Genomic DNA, 23,115 nt, shown 5'->3' with positions numbered 1-23,115 from the left:
TTGTGGATGGTCCGTGGGAACCAGCCGGTTGCGGCTGGCCCCCGCGGACCATTTTTGTTGGCACCGGTGCCGTCCGGCGTCTGGCCTGTGGTCTCTAGGAACCCAGGTTTTGTGCGTGGTAGGCCAGGATCTGGAGTTCGGTGGCCAGATCGACCTTGCGGAGGTTGACGCCGGACGGCACCTGCAGGACCACGGGGGCAAAACTCAGGATGCTGCGCACGCCACGGCCCACCAGCTTGTCGCACAGGTCTTGGGCGGCGGCTCCCGGAACGGAGAGCACCGCGATGTTGGCATCGGTGGCTTCCAGGATCTGGTCCAGGTCGGCAATGTCTTGGACCTGCAGGTCCCCCACCGCGGTGCCTATGACCTCGGGTGAGGCATCCAGCAGCGCGACGATTTCAAATCCTCGGCTTCTGAACCCGCCATATCCCGACAGCGCCCTGCCCAGGTTTCCGGCGCCGATAATGGCAACACGCCAATGCTGCATCAGGCCCATGGCCTTGGAAATGTGCTCGGTCAATTCGGTCACCACGTAGCCCACCCCGCGGGTCCCGTATGACCCCAGCAGGGACAAGTCCTTGCGGAGGATGGCGGGGTTGACCCCCGCCTCTGCGGCCAGCACGCCCGAGGAAGTGCGTTCCGCCCCGCGGGCCTGCATCGCGTTCAGCGCCCGCAGGTACTGCGTCAATCGAGCCAGGGTCGCTTCCGGAAGGATCCGGCCCAGCGATCCGGTTTGCGGACGCACCTGTTCCATGCCGGGATCGCGGTCCTCGGCGATCCGGTAGCCTGCGGCGGAAGCGTCCACGTCGCTGCCTGCGGGGTGGTGCTCAGTGTGCATGGGTTCTGACTCAATTCCTTGGATGACTTCATGACGTACCAACCGGTTCTTCCGGGCCGCCGCGCTGCCACCGGGTTTCACCTGGGCGGCCTGCCGATGGCCTTGACGCTATCCTGCCAGCAAGGACTCAAGTCGCTGGGCGTCGATCACCCAGAAGTCCCGCACCCGTCCGTCCACCAACAGCACCGGGACTTCTTCCGAATGCTGCGCGAGCAGTTCCGGGTCTTCGTCGATATCAACGCTCTGCCACGTGTATCCCAGCCTGCTGGTGACCTCATCGAGGGTCTTTGCCGCGGCAAGGCACAAATGGCATCCTGAACGAACCAACAACTTGATCTCTCGCGGGGTCTGCACACTGCTCATGATCCAACGCTACAGCTCCGGTGAAAAAAGATTGCAATACACTGGGCGGATGCCCTCCAACCCTTTTCCCGTGTCCCACCTTGGGCAGGAGCCGGTGCTCTCCAGCACCTCGGCCGCCTTCTTTGATGTCGACAACACCATGATGCGTGGCGCATCGCTGTATGCGGTTGCCCGGAAAATGTACCAACACCGGGCTTTTACCTTGCGCGAGGTAGCGTGGTTTGCCCTTCACCAGCTGCGGTTCGTGACCCGGGGAGAAAACCTCGGTGACATCCATGCCATCCGCGACCGCGCGCTTTTGCTGGCTTCCGGGTTCTCCGTGGCAGACATGGTTGCGCTCGGGGATGAAATTTATGACGAGTTCATTGAGTCGAAAATCTGGCCCGGCACCCGGGCCATCGCCGACCAGCACATGCACGCCGGGCGCCAGGTCTGGCTTGTCACCGCCACGCCGCTGGAGGTTGCCACGATCATGGCCCGGCGGCTGGGTCTCAGCGGCGCGCTTGGAACCAGCGTGGAACATGTCGAGGGCGTCTACACCGGCCGTCTGGTCGGCGAGATCCTGCACGGGGCGGCGAAGGCCATCGCGGTCCAGGACCTGGCCCGGGAAATGGGCCTGGATCTTTCAGAATGCTGGGGGTACAGCGACTCCCACAACGACATCCCCCTGCTCGAGGCGGTCGGCCACCCCGTGGCGATCAATCCGGACCGCAGGCTTCGCCGCCACGCCAAGGAGCGAAACTGGCCCGTCTACGATTTCCGGACCGGGCGCAAGGCCGCGACCTTTGGGCTGAAGGCGGCCGGGGTCTCGGGCGCGCTCTGGGGCTTGTGGCGCAGCGTTGGAGCACTTCGCCGCCGCCCCTAGGCGATCATCCGCCGCGTCCGTGGCGACTTCCGTTGCATGCAAAAAGGTGCGTTTCCCGCTCAAGGGGAAACGCACCTTTTCACATGCTCGATTCCGGGCAAGCCCGGAGCCGGCATTTACTTCTTATTACGACGCTGGTGGCGGGTCTTACGAAGCAATTTACGGTGCTTCTTCTTGGCCATACGCTTGCGGCGCTTCTTAATAACAGAGCCCATAATGGTTCCTCACAAACTGATTCGATTGCCGACTACTACTTCTTCGGCACCAAAGCACCAGAATAGCCAACGGGACGTTAAACGTTCCTTAACAGATTACCTGCTTCCAGAGCGGATTCTGACCACTCGTGAAAACCGTCGGCGCTAGCCGGTGCTGGAGTCCCGCCCGAACCCGGCCGCCCGCAGGTATTCCTGCACCGCATTCTCGGGTACCCGGTAGGAACGACCGAATCGAACGGCCGGCAATTCACCGGCGTGAACGAGGCGGTAAACGGTCATCTTTGACACGCGCATCACCTCGGCAACCTCGGCCACCGTCATGAAACGCGCGTTGGCAAAGTTTTGCGATTCGACCATTCCCTGATTCTCCTGACAATATTCACATAGCAGTCATGCATTGGCGCCAACTAGGGAGTGTTCCTTGCACACGCCAACACCCCAAGATACCCTATGTTCGTATGTCACACTTTAGTGGCTCGCGGGGCCAATGTGAACTGCGCAACGTCTAACAATGCGTAGGCCATGGTTCCGTGATGGGTCGAACGACAGTGCCCAATCCCTAGCGTGCCGCACGCACCGCAGCGGCCAAGGACTCGAGCAGTTCCGCGCTGGTGTCCCAACTCATGCAGGCATCGGTGACGGACTGGCCGTAGGTCAGCCCCGCGAGCACGTTGGCTCCCTCCGCAACGGTGTCCGGATCGTGCTTCTGGGCGCCGGGGACCAGAAAGCTTTCGGCCATGATTCCGGCAATCTGTTGGTCACCCGAGGCAATCCGGGCGGCCAGTTCCGCAATGACCTCGCCCTGGCGCACGTGGGACTTTCCCGAGTTCGCGTGGGATGCATCGACGATCACCCGCGGATTCATGCCGGCGCTTGCCATGGCTGCCGAGGCCTTGGACACCGGTTCCGCGGCGAAGTTGGGTCCGTCCGCGCCGCCACGCAGGATCAGGTGGACGTCTTGGTTTCCCGCGGTCTGCACGATGGCAGTGCGTCCCTCGTCACTGATTCCCATGAACGACTGCGGCGCACCGGCGGCCTGGCAGGCGTCGATCGCGACCTTCACCGATCCGTCGGTGCCGTTCTTGAAGCCCACGGGCATCGACAGACCCGAAACCAGTTGGCGGTGGGTCTGGCTTTCGGTGGTGCGGGCACCGATGGCTCCCCAACTGATCACGTCGGCGAGGTACTGGGCGCTGAGCGGTTCCAGGAATTCGGTGGCCAGCGGCAGCCCCAGGTTGCTGGCTGCCAGCATGAACTCGCGCGCGGCACGCAGTCCGGCGGCCATGTCGTGGCTGCCATCCAGGTGAGGGTCGTTGACCAAGCCCTTCCAACCCACGGTGGTCCGCGGCTTTTCGAAGTAGCTGCGCATCACCACCAGCAGCTCGCCCTGGTGCTCCTTGGCCGCCGTGGCGAGCCTGGTGGCGTATTCAAGCCCCGCAACCGGGTCGTGGATCGAGCAGGGGCCGATGATGACCAGCAGGCGCTCATCGAGCCCGGAGAGCACTGCGCGGACTTCCTGCCGGGCCCGCATGATCCGGTATCCCTGGGCGTCGCCCGCGGGAAGTTCGGCGAGCAGCTCGGCGGGGGTGGGAAGTTCGGTGATGCCCAGCACGCGTTCATTGGTGTTGGCGCGCTGCTGTGTCTCGGTGGCGGCTGCGATGCTCATGGCTGGGGGCCTTTCGGTTTCTGCCCCGCGCGTCTTGGCGGGGCCCATTGGTTTCAATGCGGCCCCCGCTGACACGTCTCCGTAGTCCTCCAGGGCCGCTATCTTGGAAATAGCGAAGGGCCGGCAAGCAATAGCTTGCGGCCCTTGTCGGCTCTGAAGGTGGGTATGCGAAATTATCGCGTCTTAGGCCCCTCCAGAGCCGACACAAAATACGCATACCAACGATTAGTCATGATGGAAATGTACCCCCGGCCCGTCGAAAACCACAAACCGGGCGCCGGGACCCGGCGAAACAAAACGTCTCAAACACGCCAAGGCCGGGGTCGGCAAGCAGAAACCCTTGGGTTCATGCTTGCCGTCCCCGGCCTTGGTGTCTCGTGCGACGGCTGCTGCGGTGCTTGCTAGATCAGGCCCTGGGCCAGCATGGCGTCTGCGACCTTGACGAAGCCTGCGATGTTGGCGCCGGCCACGTAGTTGCCCGGGACCCCGTACTCGTCGGCGGTCGAGGCACAACGGTCGTGGATGCCGACCATGATCTCGGTCAGGCGGGCCTCGGTGTGCGCGAAGCTCCACGAGTCGCGGCTCGCGTTCTGCTGCATTTCCAGTGCCGAGGTGGCCACGCCGCCGGCGTTGGCCGCCTTGCCCGGGGCAAAGAGCACCCCGGCGTCCTGGAAGAGCGAGGTTGCCGCGGCGGTGCAGGGCATGTTGGCGCCCTCGGCCACGGCCAGGACACCTGCGGAGATCAGGCGCTTGGCGTGCTTGGCGTCCAGCTCGTTCTGCGTGGCGCAGGGCAGCGCCACGGTGGCATCCACGTCCCAGACGTTGCCGCCCTCGACATAGTGCACCCTCTTGGACTTGGCGCGCTCGGCGTACTCGCTGATGCGTCCGCGTTCGACTTCCTTGATCTGGCGAAGCAGTTCGATGTCGATGCCGCGCTCATCGAGGATGTAGCCGGAGGAGTCCGACGCCGTCAAGACGCGGGCCCCGAGGCTCTGGGCCTTGTCGATGGCGTTGATGGCCACGTTGCCCGAACCGGAGACGACGACGCGCTGGCCGTCAAAGCTCGTGCCGCGGGACTTGAGCATTTCCTGGGTAAAGATCACCGCACCAAAGCCGGTGGCCTCGGGACGCACCAGGGAGCCGCCCCAGCTGATGCCCTTGCCGGTGAGCACACCGGATTCGTAGCGGTTGGTGATGCGCTTGTACTGGCCAAAGAGGTAGCCGATTTCACGGCCGCCGACGCCGATGTCACCGGCCGGCACGTCGGTGTACTCGCCGATGTGGCGGTACAGCTCCGTCATGAACGACTGGCAGAAGCGCATGACCTCGGAGTCGGACTTGCCGCGCGGATCGAAGTCGGAACCGCCCTTGCCGCCGCCGATCGGCATGCCGGTGAGCGAGTTCTTAAAGATCTGCTCGAAGCCAAGGAACTTCACGATGCCCAGGTACACCGAGGGGTGGAAGCGCAGTCCGCCCTTGTACGGGCCCAGCGCGGAGTTGAATTCCACACGGAAACCGCGGTTGATCTGCACGCGGCCTTCATCGTCGGTCCACGGGACACGGAAGATGATCTGGCGCTCCGGCTCGCACAAGCGCTGCAGGATGGCCGCTTCGGCATATTCGGGACGCTTACGCGAAACCGCTTCGAGGCTTTCGAAAACCTCGGTCACCGCCTGGTGGAATTCCGCTTCACCGGGGTTGCGACGGAACACTTCGTCGCGAATGGTCGCAAGTTGCTGGTCCAAGTCTTATCTCCTCATCACTTGGGGCAGGCACGAGGGCACGCTACCGCCATGACTGGCGACGCTGCCCCGCCTTAGAGAATGACACGCGCAGCGCCCGCGGGCACAACCCGGGCGTAATCATGGAACCACGCCCGCGTAACGTTTTTGCCTTTCGAAGTACGATGCCGCACCACCATGCGGGGGCTGGCTACCGCTTTCTGCCGAACTTCGGCTTGGGGAACCGTTCGAGGAAATCCTGGGCGCGGCCAGTGACCTGTTCCAGGCCGCGGCCGACGGTGCGGCCCAGCTGCGCGGCCGCCACCGTCGCCTGGCTGGCGACCTCCTGGGATCCGGCAGCCAGCTCCGGGTAGTGCTCCGGAACCAGGGCCAAGGCCGGCGCCGGGGGCAGGTAGCGGTGCAGCCAGGTCTCCAGCTCCAGGAACGTCGCTGGCTCCAGGGCATAGTAGCGGCGCTGCCCGTCGGCGCGCATCGAGACCAACCCGGCTTCGCGCAACACCTTCAGATGCTTGGATACGGTCGGCTGGGAAACACCCAGCGCCTCGACCAGGGAACCGACCGAGCACGAATCCTCGCGCAGGGCCTCGAGCAACCGGCGCCGGGTGGGGTCTGCCAGCGCGGAGAAAATATCATCATGAGCCACCGCATAACCCTATCCGCATATACGCGTGTTGGCATCTTGGGCTGCCCTAATCGAACCAGGGGTCCAGCCCGAAAAGCGGGAAGATCTCCTTCCGGGTGGCCATGATGGTGCGGTCCACCGGATCCGCCGGGTCGTAGCCGACCTCCCAGGAACGCCACCACAGCTCCGCATTGTCACCCATGGACTCGGGCGTGCGGACCCCGTAGCGCCCCAGCACGTAGTCGCGCCACTGTCGCGGCATGGGGGTGGCCAGCGGCACCGGCTTCCCCGAGGCAACGGCCACCAGGTGGCTCCAGGCCCGCGGCACCACCGAGGCGGTGTTGTAGCCCCCGCCGCCGGTGGCAATCCAGCGGCCCTCGCAGTGCCGGGCCGCCAGCTCGGCGATGTCCAGCGCGTTTTGCCGCTGGGCGTCGATGGTCAGGCGCAGGTTGGACAGGTCGTCGTCGCGGTGTCCGTCGCAGCCGTGCTGCGAGACGATGATCTCCGGGGCGAAGGCCGCGGCCAGCTGCGGGACCACCGCGTGGAAGGCGCGCAGCCAGGCGGCATCGGTGGTGCGCGCGGGCACCGCCACGTTCACCGCGGTGCCCTGCGCGTCGGGCCCGCCGATCTCGTTGGCATACCCGGTGCCCGGGAACAGCGTCATCCCGGATTCGTGGATGGAAATGGTCATGACCCGCGGGTCGTTCCAGAAAATGGCCTGGGTCCCGTCCCCGTGGTGCGCGTCCACGTCGATGTACAGGACCTTCTTCACCCCGCCGTCCAGCAGCCGCTGGATCGCCAGGGCGGCGTCGTTGTAGATGCAGAAGCCGCTGGCCTTGCCCGCGGCGGCGTGGTGCATGCCGCCGCCGAAGTTCACCACGTGCAGCGCCTCTTCGGCCAGGATCGCTTCGGCCCCGGCCAGGGATCCGCCGGCCAACCGGGCGCTGGCCTCGTGGATCCCGGCGTAGGCGGGGTTGTCCTCGGTGCCCAGCCCGCGGGCCTCGTCGGGCACCTGGGGATTGGCGCTGACCCGGTGGACGGCGGCGATGTAGTCGGCATCGTGCACCGCGGCCAGCTGCTCGTCGGTGGCGACCTCGGGCCGGACCAGAGCGAGGTTGGCACGCGCGAAAAGGCCCAGGTCCTCACAGAGGCGGGCGGTGAGTTCGAGCCGGATCGGGTGCATCGGATGGGTCTCGCTGAAGCGGTAGGCCATCATCTGCTCGCTCCAGATCACCTGGGTCGGGGGCACGGGCGCATTTACGGCAAACACATATTCAGGCTACGCGATTCACCGCACGGGTGTGCGCCAAGACACCAGGGGCGCCCCCTTCGCGCCCCGGGGCCGCGCGTCGCACCGTGCCCCGGCGAAACCCGTGGCGGCATGGTTTATTGTGGGAGCTTGCGGGGCAGGGCTTCCGCACCGAAGATGTCCACGTCTTGGAGCCGAGCTATACACATGGGAACGCCTCCCTTTTCCGAACCAGCACGACGGGCCGGCGCCGAATCCGGCGCGCCGGCCAGATGGCGCACGCGCGTGGGCCAGTGGCGCCGGATTGTCTCGGACTTCACCGTCCGCTCCCCCGCGCGCCTGGCCCTGTTCACCTTCGTCATCGTCATCTCCCTGTTCACCTCCGTGCTGGCCCTGCCGGTGTCCTCGGCGACCGGCGAACCCACTGCCTTCTACGATGCCCTGTTCACCGCGGTCTCCGCGGTCTGCGTCACCGGGCTGACCGTCGTCTCCACCGCAACCCACTGGTCCTTCTTCGGCCAGCTGGTGATGATCATCGCGGTGTTCGTCGGCGGGTTGGGCATCCTGACCCTGGCCTCGGTGCTCTCCCTGGCGGTGTCCAAGCGGCTGGGCGTGCGCGGGAAGCTGATGGCGCAGAACTCCATGAACACCTCCGCCGCCTCCACCCTGGGCGAGGTCGGTTCGCTGCTGCGCATCGTGATCACCACCTCGGTGGCCATCGAGGTCGCGCTGGCCCTGATGCTCATCCCGCGCTTCCTCATCCTGGGCGAGCCGGTGGGCGAGGCCGTCTGGCACGGGATCTTCTACTCCATCTCCTCCTTCAACAACGCCGGGTTCACCCCGCACTCCGACGGGCTGGTCCCCTACGAAACCGACCTGTGGATCCTGGTGCCGCTGATGCTCGGGGTGTTCCTGGGCTCGCTGGGCTTCCCGGTGCTGATGGTGCTGCTGGCCCACCGCTTCAACACCCGCAAGTGGTCGCTGCATGCCAAGCTCACCCTGGTGGTCACCGGGATGCTGCTGGTGGGCGGCGCGCTGCTGTGGGCCGCGGCCGAATGGACCAACCCCGACACCATCGGCTACATGTCCAACGGGGACAAGGTCATCCACTCGGTCTTCGCCTCCGTGATGACCCGCTCGGGCGGGTTCAACCTGGTCGACCAGGGCGAGATGCACCAGGTGACGATGCTGCTGTCCAACGCCCTGATGTTCGCCGGCGGCGGCTCGGCCTCCACGGCCGGCGGCATCAAGGTCACCACCATCGCGGTGATGTTCCTGGCGATCTTCGCCGAGGCCCGCGGCGACACCGACGTGCGCGCCTTCGGCCGGCGCATCCCCGAGGGCACCATGCGCGTGGCGATCTCGGTCATCGTGCTGGGCGCCACGCTGGTGATGCTGGCGACCGCCTCGCTGCTGGCGATCAGCGGCACCTCGCTCTCCCGGGCGCTGTTCGAGTCGATCTCGGCCTTCGCGACCGTGGGGCTGAGCACCAATCTGTCCGCCGAGCTGCCGCCGGCGGGCAAGTACGTGCTCTCCGCACTGATGTTTGCCGGCCGAATCGGTACGATTACCCTGGCGGCGGCGCTGACCCTGCGCCAGCGCAACCAGCTCTACCACTTCCCCGAAGAGAGGCCCATCATTGGCTGAGAAGAACACGGACCACAACGCCCCGGTGCTGGTCATCGGGCTGGGCCGTTTTGGCGCCTCCGTGGCCGAGCAACTGGTCAAGCAGGGCCGCGAGGTCCTGGCCATCGAACGCAACCAGGAACTCGTGCAGAAGTGGGCCTCGGTGCTCACCCACGTGGTCGAGGCCGACGCGACCAACATCGACGCGCTGCGCCAGCTCGGCGCCCAGGAGTTCACCTCCGCCGTCGTGGGCGTGGGCACCTCCATCGAGTCCTCCGTGCTGATCACCGTGAACCTGGTGGACCTGGGCATCGAGCACCTGTGGGTCAAGGCCATCACGCCCTCGCACGGCAAGATCCTCACCCGCATCGGCGCCAACCACGTGATCTACCCGGAGGCCGACGCCGGGGTCCGCGCCGCGCACCTGGTCGGCGGGCGGATGCTGGACTTCATCGAGTTCGACGACGGCTTCGCGATCGTGAAGATGTTCCCGCCCAAGGAGACCCAGGGCTTCACGCTGGCCGAGTCCCAGGTGCGTTCCAAGTACGGGATCACCGTGGTGGGCGTGAAGTCCCCCGGCGAGGACTTCACCTATGCCCAGCCCGACACCAAGGTCACCCGGCGCGACGTGCTGATCGTCTCCGGGCACGTGGACCTGCTCGAGCGCTTCGCCGCCCGGCCCTAGGCCGCCCGGACAACGGAAAGTTCCCCCTTCCGCCGCGTGAAGACGCCGCGGAAGGGGGAACTTTTGTGTTTGCTAGGCCAGTTCCCGGGTGATCGCCGCGGCGCGTGCGGCGGCGGCCGCGGCCCCGCGGGCAACGATCCCCGCCAAATCCTCCGCGTCGAAGACGGCGAGGGCCTCCACGGTGGTGCCGTTGGGGCTGGACACGCCCCGGCGCAGGGCGGAGGGGTCGGCCTGCGGGTCGGCAAGCATCTTCCCGGCCCCGGCGACGGTGGCGCGGGCCAGGTCGGTGGCCAGCGCCGGATCCAGGCCCAGCTTGACCCCGGCCGCGGCCATGGCCTCGGCCAGATAGAACGCATAGGCCGGTCCGGAGCCGCTGATCGCCGAAACCGCGTCCTGCTGGGATTCGGGGACCACGTGGACCACCCCGGAACCGGCGAACAGGTCCACGACCGCAGCCAGCGCCGCCTCGGAGACGGTCTCCCCGGTGCTGAGCCCGACGGCGCCGACGCCCACCTTCAGCGGGGTGTTGGGCATGGAGCGCACCACCGGCTGGCCCGGGGCCAGGTGCGCGGCGATCATCTCGATGGTGATGGCCGCGGCCACCGAGACCACCACGGCGGTGGGCTTGAGCACGTCCCGGATCTCGTCGCACAGGGCGGCGATGCCCACGGGCTTGACGCCCAGGAAGACGATGTCGGCATCCCTGGCGGCCTTGCCGTTGGCTTCCGGGTCGTGCTCCCCGACCAGGACCGTGACGCCGGTTTCGGCGTGCAGGTCGTGGGCCTTGGCATTGCTGCGCAGCGTCGCGACGATCGCCCGGGGGTCGTAGCCGGTGGCGATGATGCCGCGCAGCACCGCCCCGTTCATGGATCCGGTGCCCAGAAAGGCAATTCTGTTGGCGGCCAGGGCGGAAGTCGAAAGCACGGAAGTCATGTGCCCATTGTTCCACGCCCGGCGGCCGGACCGGCCGGTTTGCCGGCGTGCGGCGGCTAGATCGAGTGGGTCCCCGAGGCGGCGCCCTCGTTGGCCGGGGCTAGGTGCCGCCGGGCGAACTCGAGGGTCTCGCCCAGCCAGGCCTCGCGCTCCCCGGCGCCCTTGGCCTTGCGCGTGGAAACCTCCACGGCCACCACCCCGTCCCAGGCCGAGTCGCGCAGGTACTCGATGGCCTCGATGACCGGCTGGGTGCCGCGGCCGGGCACCAGGTGCTCGTCCTTGCCGTTGTTCAGCCCGTCGCACAGGTGCACGTGGGTCAGCCGCTGCCCCAAATCACGCATGGCCACCGCCGAGTCCATGTCGGCGATCGCCGAGTGCGAGAAGTCCCAGGTGACGAACTCGTAGGGTTCGGGGACCGGGTTCCAGTGCGGCAGGTACATCTTCGCCTCGCGGCCCCGGGCCCGCCACGGGTACATGTTCTCCACCGCGATCCGCACCCCGTACTCCTCCATGATGCGGCGGATGCCGGTGGCGAACTCGGTGGCGTAGGTGCCCTGCCAGCGGAACGGCGGGTGGGCGACCACGACGTCGCAGCCGACCTGCACGGCCATCGCGGCGGCGGATTCGATCTTGTTCCACGCGGTGCCCCAGACCTGCTGGGTCAGCAGCAGCGTGGGTGCGTGGATGGCCATCACCGGCTGCTCGTAGCGCTCGGCCAGCCGGTTCAGCGCCACCGCGTCCTGCGACACCTGGTTGCCGGTGACCAGCACCTCGACCCCGTCGTAGCCCAGGTCGTGGGACACCGCGAAGGCGTCGTGGACGTTCAGCGGGTATACCGAGGCGCTGGAAAGCGCCACCGGGATCGGGGCCTTGGCGCCCGTGCCTGACTCGACCATGGATCCTGTGCCCCTTGTCTTTCGCTACGGAGTCTTTCGCTACAGAACGTTGCTGCCCTGGGACATCGACAATACCGAGGATTGTCCCAGTGCAACCTCTCCGACACCCACGCTACTACTGAGCGGAGCGGTGGAGTCAAACAGGACGTGGTCGAACCTGCGCAGCATCAACCCCTCGCGCAGCGCCCACGGGCAGATCCGCAGGCTCTTGACCTTCAGCGCGTTCATCGCCTCGAGGGCGACGATGGCACCTGCGAGCAGCTGCGGGGCGCGGATCGCCGAGACCCCCGGAAGCTCGGCGCGTTCCTCCCAGTTCATCGCAGTGAGCCGGTTGGTCCAGACCTTCAGCGACTCGGCGCGCAGCACCCGCTTGACGTAGGGGCCCTCCGCGGACGGCGCGGCCCCGGTGATCCGGGCCAGCGACCTGAAGGTCTTCGAGGTCCCGGTGACCATCGTCGGCTTGCCGAACTGTCGCAGCTCGGCCACCGGCTCGGCGAGCACCTCGCGCACGTGGTGGCGCAGCGCCTTGACGTCCTTGATCGAGGGCGGGTCGGCCTCCAGCCAGTCGCGGGTCAGCCGTCCGGCCCCCAGCGGCACCGAGTGGGCCACGGTGGGGAACTCGTCCTGGCCCATGGCCAGCTCGAAGGAACCGCCGCCCATGTCCAGGTTCAGCAGCAAATCCGAGCTCCAGCCGAACCAGCGGCGCACCGCGTAGTACGTCATCCCGGCCTCCTGCTCGCCGGTCAGTTCGGTCAGCTTCACCCCGGTCTCGGCCACGACCCGGGCCAGGACCTGCTCGCCGTTGGCCGATTCGCGGATCGCCGAGGTGCAGAAGGCCAACAGGTCCTCCGCGTGGTGGTTGATCGCGAATTGCGCGGCCTCGTGCACGAAATCCAGCAGCTCGTCCTGGCCGGCCTGCGTGATGGCCCCGTGCTCGTCCAGGTAGGCGACCAGCGAGAGCGGGCGCTTGTGCGAGGCGAAGGGCACCGGCCGGGCGCCCGGATATGCGTCGACCAGCAACAGGTGAACCGTGTTCGACCCGATATCCAGTACGCCCAGCCTCATGGTGTCATCCTCATGTGTGTGGCCCCTTGCCGCGTGCGGCTAGTTGCCGGTCTTCTTGGCCGCCGGCTTTTTGGCCGCGGCCTTTTTCGCCGGCGCCTTCTTGGCCGGTGCCTTCTTCGCCGGGGCCTTGGCCGCGGAGGTCCGCTTGACCGGACCGCGGGCACGCTTGTCCGCGAGCAGCTCGATGGCCTTCTCCCGGGTCAGCTCCTCCAGGGTGGTGTCGCGCGGGATCGTGATGTTGGTGACCCCGTCGGTGATGTAGGCACCGAAGCGTCCCTCCTTGACCACGATGTTCTTCTCCGAGACCGGGTCCAGCCCGAACTCGGCCAGCGGCGGCACCGCGGCACGGGCGCCGCGGACCTTGGGCTGCGAGTAGATCCCCAGCGCCTCCTCGAGGGTGATCGTGAAGATCTCCTCCTCGGAGCCGATGGACCGCGAATCGGTGCCCTTCTTCAGGTAGGGCCCGAAGCGGCCGTTCTGCACGGTGATCTCCACGTCCTCGGCGTCGACGCCCAGCACGCGCGGCAGCGAGATCAGCCGCAGCGCCTCCTCGAGCGTGACGGTTTCCACGGTCATCGACTTGAACAGCGAACCGGTGCGCGGCTTGGCCTTGACCGGCTTCTTCGGCGGCTTGGGCTTGCCGTTCTTGTAGTACTCCACCGGCATCGCAGCCAGTTCCTCGGCCGTGGGCTCCACGATGACCTCGGTGACGTAGGCGCCGTAGCGCCCGTCCTTGGCCACGATGGTGCGCCCGGTCTCCGGGTCGGTGCCCAGCACGCGCTCGGAAGGGCCCTGGGTCTCCATCAGCTCGATGGCCTTCTCGGCGGTGAGCTCGTCCGGGGCCAGGTCCTCGGGCACGTTGGCCCGCTGCGGGTCGGTGCCCTCGGGGGCGTCGGCCGGCAGCGGCTTTTCCAGGTACGGCCCGAACTTGCCCACGCGCAGCACGATGCCCGGGGCGATCTCGATGGAGTTGATGGCCCGCGCGTCGATGTCGCCGAGGTTGTTGACCACCGACTCCAGGCCCACCTGCCCGGTCTCGGGCGAGCCGAAGTAGAAGTCCTTGAGCCAGGCGGTGCGGCCCTTCTGGCCGTGGGCGATCTCGTCCAGGTCGTCTTCGAGGCGCGCGGTGAAGTCGTAGTCGACGTACTTGCCGAAGTGTTCCTCCAGCAGGCGGATCACCGAGAACGCGATCCAGCTGGGCACCAGGGCACCGCCGCGCTTGGTGACGTAGCCGCGGTCCATGATGGTGGAGATGGTCGGCGCGAAGGTCGAGGGGCGCCCGATCTCCCGGGCCTCGAGCTCCGCGACGATCGAGGCCTCGGTGTAGCGTGCCGGCGGGGAAGTGGTGTGCCCGATGGCGTCGATGCCGGTTCCGGCCAGCGCGTCGGAGACCTTCAGCTGCGGCAGGCGCGCCTCCTCGGCGGCCTCCGCGGCCTCGGCCTCGCGGGCGGCGTCGCGGCCCTCCTCGTAGGCTGCCATGAACCCGCGGAAGGTGATCACGGTGCCGGAGGCGGAGAACTCCGCGACCTGCCCGGTGGTGGATTCCCCGGCCAGCTTGATGGTGGCGGTGAAGCCCTTGGCGTCGGCCATCTGCGAGGCGACGGTCCGCTTCCAGATCAGCTCGTAGAGCTTGAACTCGTCGCCCGAAAGCTGGGCACGCACGGTGGCGGGGCGGCGGAAGGAGTCGCCGGCCGGGCGGATGGCCTCGTGGGCCTCCTGCGCGGCGCCGGACTTGGCCTTGTAGAGCCGCGGGGAGGCCGGCACGGATTCGGATCCGTAGAGTTCGGCGGCCTGCTTGCGGGCGGCGTTGACGGCCTCGTTGGACAGGAACACCGAGTCGGTACGCATGTAGGTGATGTAACCGTTTTCATACAGGCGCTGGGCGACCTGCATGGTGGACTTCGAGCTCCAGCGCAGCTTGCGGCTTGCTTCCTGCTGCAGCGTCGAGGTGGTGAACGGTGCGGCCGGGCGGCGGGTGTAGGGCTTCTCGTCGACGTTGGTGACGGCGAAGTCCGCCTCGGCCAGGCCGGCGGCCAGGGCCTGTGCCTTGGCCTCGTCCAGGTGCGCGACGGAGCCGGTCTTGGGCGCCTTCAGCTCGCCGCGGTCGGTGAAGTCGCGGCCGGTGGCCACCCGTGCCCCGTCGACGGAGGAGAGCTTCGCGCCGAAGGATTCGCCGTTGGCGGTGGCAAAGGTGCCGGTCAAGTCCCAGTAGGAGGCGCTGCGGAAGGCCATGCGTTCGCGTTCGCGCTCGACAACGAGGCGGGTTGCCACCGACTGCACGCGTCCGGCGGACAGGCCGCGGGCCACCTTGCGCCAGAGCACCGGGGAAATCTCGTAGCCGTAGAGGCGGTCGAGCACGCGGCGGGTTTCCTGGGCGTTGACCAGGTCGGTGTCCAGCTCCCGGATGTTCTCCATGGCACGGTTGATGCCTTCTTGCGTGATCTCGGTGAACGCCATGCGGTAGACCGGGACCTTGGGCTTGAGCACCTCGAGCAGGTGCCACGCGATGGCTTCGCCTTCGCGGTCCGCATCTGTTGCCAGATAGAGCGCGTCGGCGCCCTTGAGCTTGGCCTTCAGTTCGGCAACGCGCTTTTTCTTGTCCGGGTACACGACGTAGTAGGGGTCGAAGTCGTTCTCGACGTCCACGGCGAACTTGCCGTAGGGCCCCTTCTTCATCTCCGCGGGCAGATCGGCGGGTTGCGCCAGATCGCGGATGTGCCCCACCGAGGCGTCGACTTCAAAGCCGTCGCCCAGGTACTTGGCGATCGACTTGCTTTTAGCCGGGGACTCCACGATCACGAGTTTCATTCCGGTCTTTTCCTTGGCCTTGGCGGGCACAGCACTCCTATTAGCAACCAGTGGTGCACCAAAGTGGGCGCACAGCACATTCCCTGCTCTAGGTTAGCCGTATTTTTGCGCCCCACGGCAAGCAGCGACCACGGGACCCCGTTTTCCCGCCCGGGCCGCGTGGTGTCAGCGGACCTGGCCGTCGCGGATTTCGGGCAGGAAGGAAAGCATGTAGTAGAGCCGTTCCCCGTCCACGCCGCGGGCCTCCGGTTCGGCCAGGGCCTCGTATTCGTAGAGCAGGTCGTAGACCTTGGCGATGAAATCCTTGCGCTGGGACTCCGAGAGAAAGACCACCCCGGTGGTCAGCACCGGGGCGCGGTCCGGCTCCGGCGCCTTGCCTTCCTTGCGTTCTTTGTCACGACGGGCGATCTCCGCGGAGAGCCGTTCGCGGAACGCGTTGAGCTGCACATTCAGGTAGGCGTTCTTCGCGGAGGTCGAATCCGAGAGCGATCCGAGCACGAGCTGGCTGCCGGCCGCTTTCCAGCGGCGTTCACGTCCGTCGCCCTCGCTGGCGGCGCGGACCACGTAGCCGTATTTCTCCAGGGCGCGCAGGTGGTAGCTCATGGCGCTGGGGGTGAGTTCGCAGCGCGTGGCCAGCTCGGTGGCGGTGCGGGTTGACTGCGAGGCGAAGAGTTCCTCGAGCACCGTCAACCGCGCCTCGTGGGCGAGTGCCCGGATGGCTTGCGGGTCGCTGATGGACACCGGCTGGGGCACCGACGGTGACAGGCCAGGGCTGCTGGCACCCGGTCCCGGGGAAGTGTTCTGGCTCATATAAAAAAACTTTAGCGGTTGTTTCGCATCTCCAAAAGGAAGCCACGCTTAATGAGCCGGACAACCCCTTCATAAAGCCTTGCGGAAAACTCCGAATCGCCTGGGGAAATCAGCGACTCCAACGCACCGACTAGGGACGATACGTCCAGGTCCCCGTCGCAGGCGGAAACGAAGCCGGCCAGGGCGGTGTCAAGTATTTCGGTCCGCCGCAATCCGGCACCTTGGCGTAACAAGATCACCCCGGGATGCTCGGCGCCCGGACGCTGGTGGCGTTCCTCGGTGACGTCCTCGGCCACCACCAGGTGCAGCGCGCCCACGTCCCGTGGCTCCAGTTCGTCCGCCACGGCGATGTCGCGGGCCAGGTACGGGCCGACGGGCTGCTCAATGGGGTAGCCGATGGACTCGAAGAGCCTCCCGAATCCGGAGCTCCCGGTCCCCGGGCGGCGCAGCCACACCATGCCGAAGCCGATGGCTGCGACGTTGCGCGAGGCGAAGTCATTCAGGTACGCGCCGTACTGCAGGGCGAACTCCTGTGCGTCCCGCCCCTGCGAGGCGTCGCGCAGCCAGGTCTCGGCGTACTGCGTGGGGCTGACCGCTTCGCGCTGGATGAACCAGGCCTCGGTGTCCCCGGTGAGCCAGGAGCGTGGGCCGTCGCTCCATTCCGGGCCCTCCCCCTCGGATGCCGCGGCGGTGATTTCCCAGTTGGCGAGCATCTGCGCGCTTCCTCCGGGGTTAAGGACCCCGGGGATCGAACGCACCAGGGTCTCCACCAGAGTGTCCCCGGGCATCCCGCCGTCGCGGTAGGTGAAGCGCTCGGCGTCGTCTTGGCCATCGAGGCGCGGGGTGATGACGAACGGCGGGTTGGAAACCACCAGGTCGAAGCGCTCGCCCGCCACCGGCTCAAGCAGGGAGCCCTGGCGCAGCTCGATGCGTGCGGCCAGGTTCCCCGGGTCCAGGTCCAGGGCCGCGTGGTTCAGCAGCAGGTTGAAGCGGGTGAATCCCAGGGCGCGGGCCGAGATGTCGGTGGCGACGACCTTGCGGGCGTGGGACAGCAGGTGGAACGCCTGTATCCCGCAGCCGGTGCCCAGGTCCAGGGCGGTGTCGACCTGCGGGCGGATGGTGGTCTGGGCCAGGGTCAGCGACGCCTGGCCGATGCCCAGCACGTGGTCGTGGCGCAGCACTCCCGGGCGCTGGTGGGCCCCGAGGTCGCTGGCGACCCAGAGCTCTGCGTCGGCATCCGAGGCGTGCGGGCGCAGGTCGATTTTCGCCCGCCACCGTCCCTGGCCTCCGTCGGACGGTTCGATGGCATCGAGCCGCAGCAGCCCGTCGATGCCCGTGGCTTCGAATGCGGCGGCGACCTCGTCGTGTCCGGCATCGGCGCCCAGCATGAACAGCCCGAGCATGGTCCCCAGCGCGCCGGGCTCCGGCTCCGAGGAGATGCGGCGCAGTGCCGGGACGAGCGCATCGCGCATCAGCGCCTCGTGGGCGACATCGCCCAGGAATCCGGTGATTGACTCGTGCCCGTATCCGGCCGCCCGCAGGTCGGCGGCAAACCGGTCCAGGAGCGCGACATCGTCGCTGCGGGGGGCATCGGGAACCTGGGCAAAATCAATGGTGGAAGTCACGCTTCACAGTCTATCGACGTCGCTCAAACCGGGCACCGCCTTGCCTATGATGGAAGCCATGATTGAAGTCACCACCACGCACCTGCAGCAGCTTTCCCCCGACGAGCTGATCCCCTCCGGGCGGGCCCTGCCTGCCGGGGCGAGGATCGAACGGGTCGAGGCCATCACCCCGGAGTTCAGCAAGTTCCTCTACCGGGGAGTGGGCAGCGGATGGAACTGGGCCGACCGCCTGGCCCTGACCCGCACAGAGTGGGAATCGCTGTTGTTGGCCCCGGGCACCGAAACCCATGTGCTTTACGTTGACGGGGCACCGGGCGGATACATCGAGCTGGTGGGACGCTCCGAGGGTGCGGCGACGGAGGTCGAGATCATGTACTTCGGCCTGTTCCCCCATTGCATCGGCCGGGGCCTGGGCGGCGCGTTGCTGACCGAGGGAATTTCCCGGGCGTGGGACCTGGATACACGTTTCGAGGGCTTCGGCCCGGTGTCCCGGGTCTGGGTGCACACCTGCACCCTGGACGGCCCGGCGGCCATCGCCAACTACGAGGCCCGCGGCCTGCGGGTTTTCCACACGGAACACGAAATGATCTCCCCCGGGGACGGTGCCGTCGGCATGTGGCCGGCCGAATCCGCCACCTCATGATCCCCAAAATATAGGTTAAATACTTATTTTTTGGACGATATTGGTTCTGGCTGGCCTGCACCGCCGGCCGCAAGAATGCCCCGGCGGTGCAGTGGCCGTGGCCCGCAACGGGACTCCTGGTGGCAACCGCTGTCTTCCTGTTCACCGAAGCAGGTACACCCTGTTACGAAACCCCTGCCGCGCAATGGCTGACCACCACCGCGCCCGCGTGGATCCGCGACTATCCCCGGAGCCGCTGGCCATGGTGTTTGCCGTGGGCCTTTTCCTGGTTGAAAGCGCCAACATCGTGGTGCGCAGCGCCCTGCACCCGGGGACCATGCACCCGCGCACGGTGCGCGCCGAAGCCACCCGACCCCTTCCTGGCCTGCACGGCGGCCGGCTCATTGGACCGCTGGAACGCCCGGGGGTGGTGTCGCTGACGCCGGCCGGCAGGTTCACCATCGTCGCCTGTTCGGCTGGGGCTGGCCGTGGTCGGCGTCGGCGTCGCCCTGATCGTGCTGGCTGGAAAGGGCTACCCCCGCCTTGTGCCTTCCGGTGCCGGTCTTCCCCGAAACCAGTCCATTAGAAAAAATAGTTATCCACAGATTCCCGGACCCGCCCCCGCGGCTCCCCTGTTCGGCGCATGCTGGTGGACATGGAAGCAACCCGGTTCATCGAACTCACCGCGGGCACCCGCGGCGCCCCGGGACACCACGTGTCCCCGGACGATGAACTGCGCGCCCTGCTCGAGGCCCAGGCGCTGGTCAGGGACCTGGGCCGCAGCATTGCCGCGCGCACCAAGTCCCCCGTGCAGGCAGTGCTGTTCGCCCAGCTGGCCGAGGATGCGCACCGCACCGCAGTCCACACCCAGCTGCTGGCCGCCGACACCGCACGCCGCACCCTGGCCCACGAACTCCCCCAAGAAGCCTTCACCAAGATCACCGAGATCCACGACGACCCGGTTCCCTACGTGGAGGGGTCGGTGCTCTTGCCGGCGGACCCGGCCACGGTCCCGACCGGGCGGCCGGTCTTCAAGGACACCACCGCGATGCTCACCGGTTTGCTGCACATCAGCTTCTTCGCGGCCCGCGAACGGATGCGGTCGATCGATCGGCTGCTGCCGGGCACAGACCTCAACGGGGATACGACCCCGCCGAAGTACCCGGTGCTGGCAGGGGACCTGGCCGACGGGAGCGCCGACCCCGGCCAGATCGGGGCCGCGGCGCGAAAACTGGAGGAACTCGCCCCGCACATTAGCCAGCGCCCCGAACCGTCCCGCTTGGCCGGGGAGCTCGAGCGCCAGGTCGCCGAGTCCGTCCGCCGGGAGGACCCCCGCACCACCGCGAAGCTGCTGGCCGGGATCCAAGCCACCCTCGAGCAGGACATCGCCGAGGTTCCGGAGGAAATCCTGCGGGCCAAGACCGGGCTGTTCTACCGCGGGACCACCGGCGGTATCGGCGAGTTCCTGCTGCGCACCATGCCACGGGACACCGAGGCCCTGCTGGCCCTGTGCGCCAGCACCGACAACCCGAAGACCAAGGCCGGCGACCGCGACGGGCTGCTCGCCCAGGCCCTGGCCTCCACTTCGACAACGGGTGAAGGCGCGCCCGCCACGGCAAGTAAGGCCGGAACCAAGGGTTCCAAGGGCCAGCCGGGCACACCCGACCAGGCCGGCACCGACTCCGGATTCCCGGTTTTCCTCACCGACCCCGCCACCGGCGCCCCTCTCACCGACCCGGCCGCCATCCGGAAGCTCTCACTGGACCCCGAGGGTCCGGGCATCATCGGCAACCTGTTCGGCGCAAACGGCACCGGCAGCGACGCCGGCACCCGGAATAGGCTATTCGACCCGGGAACCATGAACTCCACCGCCTATGGAGGCGACGGACTCACCCCGCCCCAACGACACCTGCAGGGACTGGTCAACCTCATCAGGGTGGCGGGCCAATCACGCACCGGGAAGAAAACCATCGGCATCCCCTCCCCGACGACCTTCATCATCGCGACCCTGGACGAACTGCGCGGATTGGCCGACACCCACGGCATCACCAGCCATGGCCAAAAACTGACACCGGCGGAACTGCGCCAGGCTTTGTGCAACGGCGGAGCCGTGCCCATGACCCTCAACGGAAAGTCCCGGATCCTGGACCTCGGTCAGGAGGAACGTTTTTTCCCCGACTACATGCGCGAGGCCATCATTGCCCTCTATGGAGGATGCATCATGCCCGGCTGCACGGTGCCACCCGAGCACCTCGAGATCCACCACTTTGATTTCTACGCCGACGGCGGCAGGACCGCGATCCACCTCGGAGCCCCCTGCTGCCCCGACGCACACCACGGCTTCCATGCCGGGCTCTTCAAGGTCATCCGCGACGACGACGGTCTCTTCTCCGTCATCCTGCCCAAGTTCATGGATCCCGAGCAAAAACCGCGGCGCAACACCTACTGGCGCACCCCCGAACCACGCCTGTTCTGAGCCCTGCTGCCGGGCCGGGCATCGAGCCGCGGATCAATCGCCCGCCCGCCGACGGCCGGCGGGCGGGTACGAAAAGGCGGTCCGCCTCCGGCGCGTGGCCGGAAGAGAACCGCCCAGTCCCGATCTTCAAGAAAATTGCGTCCCGGGGCATTGCGATCCCCTATCCCAGGGGGAATGCCGGCCTAGGCGTTAAGGAGGTCAGTGGCTTCCGCGACGCAGTCGGGGCACTGGCGCAGTTCGTCGGTCGCGGCGCATTCGGCGCAGAAGAGCCGCAGGTTCCGGCAGGAGAGGTTCGAGCAGTTCTCGAACTTGTTCGTCGGGGCCTCGCAGCACACGCATTTTCCGATGGTCACTGCGTCTTCGCTGAACTCCATGTGCATGCGCTTGTCGAAGACATACAGTGATCCTTCCCACAGTCCCTTGTCGCCGTAGGTTTCCCCGTAGCGGACGATGCCGCCCTGCATCTGGTAGACCTCGGTGAAACCGCGCTTGACCATGAGCGCCGAGAGCACCTCGCAGCGGATGCCGCCCGTGCAATAGGTGACGATCGGCTGGTCCTTCATCCCGTCGTACTTGCCCGATTCGATCTCTGCGATGAAATCGTGGGTGGTTTCGACCTCCGGCACGATCGCGTTCTTGAACTTGCCGATCTGCGCCTCAAAGGCGTTGCGGCCGTCGAAGAACAAGACCTCCTGGCCCGCGGCCTTCTTCGACTCCACCAGCTCGTGCAGGGCCTCGGGCTTGAGATGGACACCGCCGCCCACCACGCCGTTTTCATCGACTTCCAGCTCGCCGGGGGCCCCAAAGGAAACCACCTCGTCACGGACCTTGACCGAGATCCGGGGGAAGTCCTCGGCAGAGCCTTCCGACCACTTGATGTCCATTTTCTTGAACGCCGGATACTCCCGGGTGGCCTTCACATACTTCTTGACTTCCTTGATGCCACCCCCGACCGTTCCGTTGATGCCGTCCTTGGAAATGATGATGCGGCCACGCAGACCCCACCTCTCCAGAAGGGCACGCTGCCAGAGGCGCACGGCCTCGGGATCGGCCAGCGGGACAAAGGCGTAATACAAGACAATTCGGTTCTGCGACACACTCTTAAGGGTATGGCCTAAAACCCGTTCGGCGCACGTGAGGTGGCAGTGATCACCTGGTTAACGCAGTGTTTCAAGCTTGCAACAGTTCCCCCAAATGGACGCCAGGTAGGCAGGACACGGGGTAGGGTCGGAACATGGGATCTACTGCAAGCGATGAATTAATCGGTACATGGGTATCTGGCTGGGCCGGTGCACGGGGCTACGAGAGCAGGCACGAGGGTCGCGTCCATGCAGCCCTGCGCCATGACACGTCGGGTGACTGGGAATATGTCATTTACGAGCCTTCCAACGAGGAATTGGTGGCCGTCGCGGAGACGCTGCACAAGCATCCCAAGCGTCGCCTGACGGCGTTTGCCGACGAGACTTCGACCCTGATCGAGGCCGCCCGGGCGGCAGGGCTCAATGTCCTTAATTCCGACGAGGTCCTGATGGTCACGGCGATGGGCGGCCACGATGTCGAGGAACCGCGTCCGACCGATGGCTTCGCCTTCCAGATCGAACGCGACCAGACGCACGCCTACGTATCCGTCCACCCGGCCGATGACCCGGAGGTCGTTGCGGCCAGCGGCCACGTTTCCGCCGTCAACGGCTACGCCATCTTCGACCGCATCATCACGGCCCCGGAATTCCGGCGCCGGGGCCTGGGCAGCCTGACCATGCGCGCCCTCGTCTCCCTGGCCCTGGAACACGACGTCGAGGAAGGCCTGCTGATCGCCAGCATCGACGGGCAGCAGCTGTACCAGTCCCTGGGCTGGACCAACCTGGGCAACGTCGTACTTTTTGAAGGCAAGCAGGAAGCCTAAAAGCGGCCTCCGGCACCTCGAAGTGGTGGGTCTCGCGAATGCGAGGCCCACCACTTTCTTATTCACGTGGCCACGGGCCTGTGCCCGGTGATGCCACAATGAAGCG

General features: G+C 66.7%; 21 protein-coding genes. 6 read left to right on the top strand and 15 right to left on the bottom strand.

Translation table 11 applies throughout. The features are described from left to right. Positions 1-94 precede the first annotated feature (94 nt). Together J2T21_RS16920 and J2T21_RS16915 are read right to left on the bottom strand one after the other, a co-directional pair. Positions 95-754, bottom strand: a complete 660-nt coding sequence (locus tag J2T21_RS16920; protein ID WP_307583059.1) for a redox-sensing transcriptional repressor Rex — start codon at positions 752-754, stop codon at positions 95-97. A 192-nt stretch (positions 755-946) separates the two neighbouring features. Further along, entirely contained in the window at positions 947-1,201 is a 255-nt protein-coding gene (locus J2T21_RS16915) for a glutaredoxin family protein (RefSeq protein WP_307582952.1), read from the bottom strand. 49 nt (positions 1,202-1,250) lie between these two features. Here J2T21_RS16915 and J2T21_RS16910 point away from each other — a divergent pair, with 49 nt between their 5' ends. Continuing rightward, entirely contained in the window at positions 1,251-2,066 is an 816-nt protein-coding gene (locus J2T21_RS16910) for an HAD family hydrolase (protein ID WP_373458063.1), read from the top strand. A gap of 116 nt (positions 2,067-2,182) precedes the next feature. Here the strand turns inward: J2T21_RS16910 and J2T21_RS16905 are convergent, their stop codons facing one another. The 6 genes from J2T21_RS16905 to J2T21_RS16880 form a co-directional block, all read right to left on the bottom strand. Further along, positions 2,183-2,281: a 30S ribosomal protein bS22 gene (locus tag J2T21_RS16905; protein ID WP_003792170.1), complete on the bottom strand. Its 99-nt coding sequence runs from the start codon at positions 2,279-2,281 to the stop codon at positions 2,183-2,185. Positions 2,282-2,425: 144 nt separating this feature from the next. Next, positions 2,426-2,638 (bottom strand): helix-turn-helix domain-containing protein, encoded by a 213-nt coding sequence (locus J2T21_RS16900; RefSeq protein WP_307582948.1) that lies wholly within the window; start codon positions 2,636-2,638, stop codon positions 2,426-2,428. A gap of 202 nt (positions 2,639-2,840) precedes the next feature. Next, complete coding sequence (locus tag J2T21_RS16895; RefSeq protein WP_307582946.1) at positions 2,841-3,947, bottom strand: 3-deoxy-7-phosphoheptulonate synthase; 1,107 nt, start codon at positions 3,945-3,947, stop codon at positions 2,841-2,843. A 401-nt stretch (positions 3,948-4,348) separates the two neighbouring features. Then, positions 4,349-5,692 carry an NADP-specific glutamate dehydrogenase gene (gene gdhA / locus J2T21_RS16890; protein ID WP_071212770.1) on the bottom strand — a complete coding sequence of 448 codons (1,344 nt, stop codon included), beginning with the start codon at positions 5,690-5,692 and terminating at the stop codon, positions 4,349-4,351. Between the two features lie 187 nt (positions 5,693-5,879). Further along, on the bottom strand, positions 5,880-6,332 hold the full coding sequence (locus tag J2T21_RS16885; RefSeq protein ID WP_307582943.1) for an ArsR/SmtB family transcription factor: 453 nt from the start codon (positions 6,330-6,332) through the stop codon (positions 5,880-5,882). Between the two features lie 46 nt (positions 6,333-6,378). Continuing rightward, complete coding sequence (locus tag J2T21_RS16880) at positions 6,379-7,527, bottom strand: acetoin utilization protein AcuC (protein ID WP_307583058.1); 1,149 nt, start codon at positions 7,525-7,527, stop codon at positions 6,379-6,381. Between the two features lie 240 nt (positions 7,528-7,767). On the opposite strand from J2T21_RS16880, the gene J2T21_RS16875 reads away from it, so the two are divergent. Together J2T21_RS16875 and J2T21_RS16870 are read left to right on the top strand one after the other, a co-directional pair. Beyond that, positions 7,768-9,207 (top strand): TrkH family potassium uptake protein, encoded by a 1,440-nt coding sequence (locus J2T21_RS16875; protein WP_307582941.1) that lies wholly within the window; start codon positions 7,768-7,770, stop codon positions 9,205-9,207. Positions 9,208-9,232: 25 nt separating this feature from the next. Next, positions 9,233-9,871 carry a potassium channel family protein gene (locus J2T21_RS16870; protein ID WP_071213217.1) on the top strand — a complete coding sequence of 213 codons (639 nt, stop codon included), beginning with the start codon at positions 9,233-9,235 and terminating at the stop codon, positions 9,869-9,871. A gap of 72 nt (positions 9,872-9,943) precedes the next feature. Here J2T21_RS16870 and proC read toward each other — a convergent pair whose 3' ends face one another. The 6 genes from proC to J2T21_RS16840 all read right to left on the bottom strand — a co-directional run bounded on the left by proC (position 9,944) and on the right by J2T21_RS16840 (position 18,008). Next, entirely contained in the window at positions 9,944-10,804 is an 861-nt protein-coding gene (gene proC, locus J2T21_RS16865) for a pyrroline-5-carboxylate reductase (RefSeq protein WP_307582938.1), read from the bottom strand. Between the two features lie 56 nt (positions 10,805-10,860). Further along, positions 10,861-11,700, bottom strand: a complete 840-nt coding sequence (locus J2T21_RS16860; RefSeq protein WP_307582937.1) for a sugar phosphate isomerase/epimerase family protein — start codon at positions 11,698-11,700, stop codon at positions 10,861-10,863. 39 nt (positions 11,701-11,739) lie between these two features. Further along, complete coding sequence (locus J2T21_RS16855; RefSeq protein WP_307582935.1) at positions 11,740-12,765, bottom strand: Ppx/GppA phosphatase family protein; 1,026 nt, start codon at positions 12,763-12,765, stop codon at positions 11,740-11,742. Positions 12,766-12,804: 39 nt separating this feature from the next. Continuing rightward, on the bottom strand, positions 12,805-15,603 hold the full coding sequence (gene topA / locus J2T21_RS16850; protein ID WP_307582933.1) for a type I DNA topoisomerase: 2,799 nt from the start codon (positions 15,601-15,603) through the stop codon (positions 12,805-12,807). Between the two features lie 135 nt (positions 15,604-15,738). Next, positions 15,739-16,383: an ArsR/SmtB family transcription factor gene (locus J2T21_RS16845; protein ID WP_307582930.1), complete on the bottom strand. Its 645-nt coding sequence runs from the start codon at positions 16,381-16,383 to the stop codon at positions 15,739-15,741. A gap of 11 nt (positions 16,384-16,394) precedes the next feature. Continuing rightward, a complete protein-coding gene (locus tag J2T21_RS16840; RefSeq protein ID WP_307582928.1) occupies positions 16,395-18,008 on the bottom strand; it encodes a DUF7059 domain-containing protein in 1,614 nt (537 codons plus the stop codon). 58 nt (positions 18,009-18,066) lie between these two features. On the opposite strand from J2T21_RS16840, the gene J2T21_RS16835 reads away from it, so the two are divergent. Both J2T21_RS16835 and J2T21_RS16830 read left to right on the top strand, forming a co-directional pair. Continuing rightward, the gene (locus tag J2T21_RS16835) at positions 18,067-18,651 is read left to right on the top strand and encodes a GNAT family acetyltransferase (RefSeq protein WP_307582924.1); all 585 of its coding nucleotides are present in this window, start codon (positions 18,067-18,069) and stop codon (positions 18,649-18,651) included. 634 nt (positions 18,652-19,285) lie between these two features. Then, on the top strand, positions 19,286-21,106 hold the full coding sequence (locus J2T21_RS16830; RefSeq protein WP_307582922.1) for an HNH endonuclease signature motif containing protein: 1,821 nt from the start codon (positions 19,286-19,288) through the stop codon (positions 21,104-21,106). Positions 21,107-21,288: 182 nt separating this feature from the next. Here J2T21_RS16830 and trhO read toward each other — a convergent pair whose 3' ends face one another. After that, positions 21,289-22,203: an oxygen-dependent tRNA uridine(34) hydroxylase TrhO gene (trhO, locus tag J2T21_RS16825; RefSeq protein ID WP_307582921.1), complete on the bottom strand. Its 915-nt coding sequence runs from the start codon at positions 22,201-22,203 to the stop codon at positions 21,289-21,291. A gap of 137 nt (positions 22,204-22,340) precedes the next feature. Here trhO and J2T21_RS16820 point away from each other — a divergent pair, with 137 nt between their 5' ends. Further along, a complete protein-coding gene (locus J2T21_RS16820; protein ID WP_307582919.1) occupies positions 22,341-23,009 on the top strand; it encodes a GNAT family N-acetyltransferase in 669 nt (222 codons plus the stop codon). Positions 23,010-23,115: the final 106 nt, after the last annotated feature.

The sequence above is a fragment of the Paeniglutamicibacter psychrophenolicus genome, assembly GCF_030812255.1.
GTDB classification, from domain to species: Bacteria; Actinomycetota; Actinomycetes; order Actinomycetales; family Micrococcaceae; genus Paeniglutamicibacter; species Paeniglutamicibacter psychrophenolicus_A.
Note: the sequence above shows the minus strand (reverse complement) of the source record. Positions and strands in the feature narration are given on the sequence as shown.